Source organism: bacterium (assembly GCA_030247525.1).
Classification (GTDB): Bacteria; Electryoneota; JAOADG01; order JAOADG01; family JAOADG01; genus JAOTSC01.
Map to the genome: position 1 here is coordinate 1 of JAOTSC010000225.1, position 4413 is coordinate 4413.

A 4413-nucleotide genomic window follows, 5' to 3' on the forward strand; every position below is an offset into this window, starting at 1 on the left:
GACGTAGATAGTGTCACTGCAACAATGCGACCCGGTTCAAACTGAATTCGGTAACGGGTTGGAATTGGATCAATTGATATGTTAGCAAGTGAATCCAACTCCCGTAAGAATCGCTCTGGGTTTGTAATCTGTATCGGATCGGATTCGAGATACAGTGCAAGGAATTGTTTCAGCCACTTCGCCGATTCCCCATCGGCGAGTCGTAATGCCAATCTCGCCCGATCACTTGCAATGCGTCGATACTCCAAAACTGTTCTCCATGCCGTTGTATCATAGCCTGCAACTTTTTCCGATTGCCGCATTCTCCATTGCTGGATAAAATGAAGTTGGGCTTCCTCCATCACAGCGATTGCGATACTTACGCGATATAGTTCGGCGAAGTACTCGCGCTCCTGCAAGGATAGCACTTGCCACCAAGTTGGTCCTTCGATTTGCGAGGCAGGTTTTTTTCCACCACAGCTCGCAATGCCAAATATGAGGAGTATAGCAGTGATTGCGAGCGAGCACCCACGGATTTTTTTCATTTTGTCAGTTACTCTTCTTCAAGTATTTCTCACGCTCAATTATCGTTTGGTTAAACTGGTAATGGAACATCTGTTCAATCTCCGGTACGAACTCTTTCTTTCGTCGCGACATCGCAATTCTTGCAGTCTCAATTGCTTTGGATAACCCATGCTCGCGCAACCAGTCGGCACCGCCCCACGAGAAAGATGGAATGTATGTTTGCGGAAAACCAGCACCGAAAATATTGCAAGCGATACCGGTGACGGTACCTGTATTGAGTTGTAATCCAATTGATGTTTTGGTATGATCACCCAACAGACATCCGATGTGAATCTCTCCGGTCTCGATACGCTCACCAGCAATCGTAATTGTTATCGGTCCGTAGGTATTCTTTAAATCGGAGTTATTGGTTCCTGCCCCAATATTGACCCAACTTCCAACAACTGCCGTACCTAAGTATCCATCATGTTGTTTATTCGAGTAGCCCATCCACAGTGTTTGTTGAATCTCACCTCCGAGTTTGCAAACCGGACCGATGCTCGAGGGACCGTATAGTTTTAGACCAGCGCGTAGTGTGCATTTTTTTCCAACGGCTAACGGTCCTTTTAGAAAGGCGTTTCCTTCAATCACGGTTCCTTCATCGATCCAGATCGAGCCTTCCGAAGCATCGAGAAAAGTCTGCATACCAATTTTCACGGAAGGGTGGATGAAAATTCGTTCGGGTGAATCAACCCATATTCCTGGTCTTGCCTGTTCACCAATCGCGTGCTCAGGGTACTCTCGAGCAATAATTGCGATTTGCTTTTCAATAACTGACTCTTGCCGGAACAATAAATCGAACGGATGCTTAATCAACTCAAGTTTCCCCGGTGCCGGACGAACAGGCACCAGCAGTTCGAAAAAACGGGCAGAAGGCAAACCATCGGGAGGATAGTCTTGAAGAAGTTTTTCCTGATTCGCAGGCGAAAGCATTGCCGCGACCACCGTTTCTTCTCCCTCTTCCGGGGTCGTCACAATCCATTCTTCGTCAGTCGGCAACTCTCGGAGGCAAGAGGCATCCCACAGTCGACTATTCGCAAGTAGAGCATTCTCCCGGGTAGCTTTATTAATAATAGTCCCGGGGTGGCAAATATGTTGCCATGCAACCAAATGTGGACGTACCCATCGTGCCGGTTCATTTGTAAAGTGCTCATGCGCACACTCTCGCAGTAAACCTGCGCCAGATCGCATCGCCCAGAAGGGACGTAGCATAGTAACCCCGCCACCCCGGTGTACTTTGTCGTCTTCCCACAGAACAAGGTTGTCTGATTGGTTTTTCATATACTTATATCTCCAATGTGAACCAAATATGCCTGAAGAACATACGCAACACTAATATTTCCAAAGAATAAAGGGAAAATTTTCGCAAACTACACGATTTCCCATTGAGGTCTTGATTTTTCGTTATTCATTCCGTAAAGTGAAGTCAGCATTATTATGGTAATCCGCAAAGATTGTGAATCTATTCTCATAGGGGGAATTGTGCAGAGCACATTCATCAAGAAAGATATTGTCGATCGCACGGCAAGCAAAGCAAACATCGATGTGAAAGAATCCGCTAAAGTAGTGGAAGCAGTTTTCACAGTTCTCCGCGAAATCATGATGAATGCCAATCCTGGCGTCCGCATTGAGATTCGTGATTTTGGCGTCTTTGAGGTTAAGCAAACTGCAGCTAAACCAAAAGCGAGGAATCCCAAGAAACCTGATCAAGTAATCTACATTCCACCACGACGCAAAACCCATTTCAAACCGGGTAAACTACTAAAAAGTGCCCTCAAGGAAGCAACTGCAGCAGTATAAAACAACCATCAAGCTTCAAACACATCAAGACGCAATGACCTTGCGTCTTGATTTTTTATACCACTCAGGAAATTACACCCGCTTTGTTTATAAACAGCGTTCACTACATTATCACATCACGGAATTCCTACGACCGCTCCACCATCCACTAACACCGTTTGACCGGTGATGTAACGATTTTCCGAAGAGCACAAGAACGCCGCCAATCTTCCTAACTCCTCCGGTTCACCGAATCTCTCTGCCGGGATTTTTTGCAAAGCAAGTGTACGTTCATGCTCGTAAGTACTCCCATTGCGATTCGCTCTCACCATAAACAAATGGTGAAGACGATCGGTTTCATACATCCCAGGCGCAACAGCATTGATAGCAACATTTTTCGCTGCCCACTCCCGTGCCGCGGTCTTCACGAATCCCATCAGACCTGCGCGAAACACATTCGAGAGTGCGAGTCCTGCAATCGGTTCACGCATCGAAGACGAAGCGACGATAACGATATTTCCACCCCCGGTTTCGGAGAACACCGGCACAAATTTTCTCGTCCATCGGACGGTGGATCCGATTAGTAACTCAAATCCCGAATGCCACTGGTCATCAGTCAACTCGTGCAGAGCTCCCGCAGCTGGACCGCCATGATTCAATACCAACGCATCGATCCGGCCGAATACCCGCAAAGTTTCCTTGTAGGATACCTCAGGTAACTCCGGATCGACGATGTCGCCCGGTAGAATTCGAATCGAGTCGCAATTTCCAACGGTATCCGCGATTGTTTGTAACTGCTGTTGCGCCTCGACCAACGATGGTAAAGAGCGGGCAACCAATAACAATTGCCAATCCTGCTTTACCAACGCAGTGGCGATTCCGAAGCCCAACCCACGGGATCCACCAAGGACGATTGCGCATTTACTCTTCATGAAACTATTCATGATACTCTCACTGGATTATTCACTTTGTACCAATCATCCAAGATAATAACACAACATTGCAAATCAGTGAGGTTTGGAAACAGATTTGGATTTTCCTGAAACAACCTTACATTTTCGCGATTTTCTCGTATCATCTTCTTACCATTGTTTCGATTGCTGAGATCCATCCGACGCAAATCGAGTGAATCACCTATGTAAGGGTAGCATGACTGTCATCATTATCTTCTTTGCAGCGCATTGGTTCTTTTCCTTGTTATTCCAATCGATGTTCCATCATCGTTACGCTGCGCATCCAATGTACACGATGTCAAAACGTTGGGAACGAGCATTCTTTATTTTATCCTTCCTTGCGCAAGGCGCTTCGTATTTGAATCCTCGAACCTATGCGATAATGCACCGGATGCATCATGCGTATAGCGATGATAAAGGTGATCCCCACACTCCGCACCGTCACAAGACTGCTGTTCAGATGATGTTAGAAACGTATCGTATCTACATTGCAATTCTTCACTACAAATTCGTACTTCCCGATCCCAAGTTAGCGGAAAACGTACCAACCTGGCCCGCCTTCGAGAAGTTCGCCGATGGCTGGTTCCCACGTGTACTCTTCGCAGGCTTATACTTTGGAATATATGCCACATTTGCACCATCGTTATGGTTCTTCCTTCTTATCCCGATTCACTTTGAGATGGGTCCGGTACACGGTGCTATCGTCAATTGGTGTGGACACAAATACGGTTATGTTAATCATCGCGATACCAACGACAAGTCGCGCAATTCGCTCCCTATTGATCTTGTTACATTTGGTGAGCTGTATCAAAACAACCATCACAACGCACCAAACAACCCCAATTTCGCCCACCGTTGGTTTGAATTGGATGTCGTATACTTGGTGATGCGATTGTTGCAAAAGTTACGGGTCATCACCTTCAATAATCCACTTCCCACTCGATAGACACATGTTCAGAGAAAACTTGCTCTTGTAATACAAGAGCATTTTCTCTCTTGCAATACTGACTGATTGGATTATTTATCAATCAACTCACTTTTTGTACGATTCAGATCGTTTGTTCACACGGCAACAAACATCCCAACAAGTCAGTACTTATAATTTATAACTTGACATGAAACACTAAAACTTTTATAA

The 4413-nt window shown here is 45.8% G+C and carries 5 protein-coding genes; 2 read left to right on the forward strand and 3 right to left on the reverse strand.

The features are described from left to right. Together OEM52_14185 and OEM52_14190 are read right to left on the reverse strand one after the other, a co-directional pair. Window positions 1-524 (reverse strand): hypothetical protein (locus OEM52_14185; protein ID MDK9701284.1); only part of this gene is annotated, 524 nt, incomplete at its 3' end. A 4-nt stretch (window positions 525-528) separates the two neighbouring features. Next, window positions 529-1824 (reverse strand): putative sugar nucleotidyl transferase, encoded by a 1296-nt coding sequence (locus OEM52_14190; protein MDK9701285.1) that lies wholly within the window; start codon window positions 1822-1824, stop codon window positions 529-531. 201 nt (window positions 1825-2025) lie between these two features. Here OEM52_14190 and OEM52_14195 point away from each other — a divergent pair, with 201 nt between their 5' ends. Then, complete coding sequence (locus OEM52_14195) at window positions 2026-2343, forward strand: integration host factor subunit beta (GenBank protein MDK9701286.1); 318 nt, start codon at window positions 2026-2028, stop codon at window positions 2341-2343. Window positions 2344-2459: 116 nt separating this feature from the next. Here the strand turns inward: OEM52_14195 and OEM52_14200 are convergent, their stop codons facing one another. Further along, window positions 2460-3254: an SDR family oxidoreductase gene (locus OEM52_14200; protein ID MDK9701287.1), complete on the reverse strand. Its 795-nt coding sequence runs from the start codon at window positions 3252-3254 to the stop codon at window positions 2460-2462. 217 nt (window positions 3255-3471) lie between these two features. Between OEM52_14200 and OEM52_14205 the strand changes: the two genes are divergently transcribed. Next, the gene (locus tag OEM52_14205) at window positions 3472-4221 is read left to right on the forward strand and encodes a fatty acid desaturase (GenBank protein ID MDK9701288.1); all 750 of its coding nucleotides are present in this window, start codon (window positions 3472-3474) and stop codon (window positions 4219-4221) included. Window positions 4222-4413 lie beyond the last annotated feature (192 nt).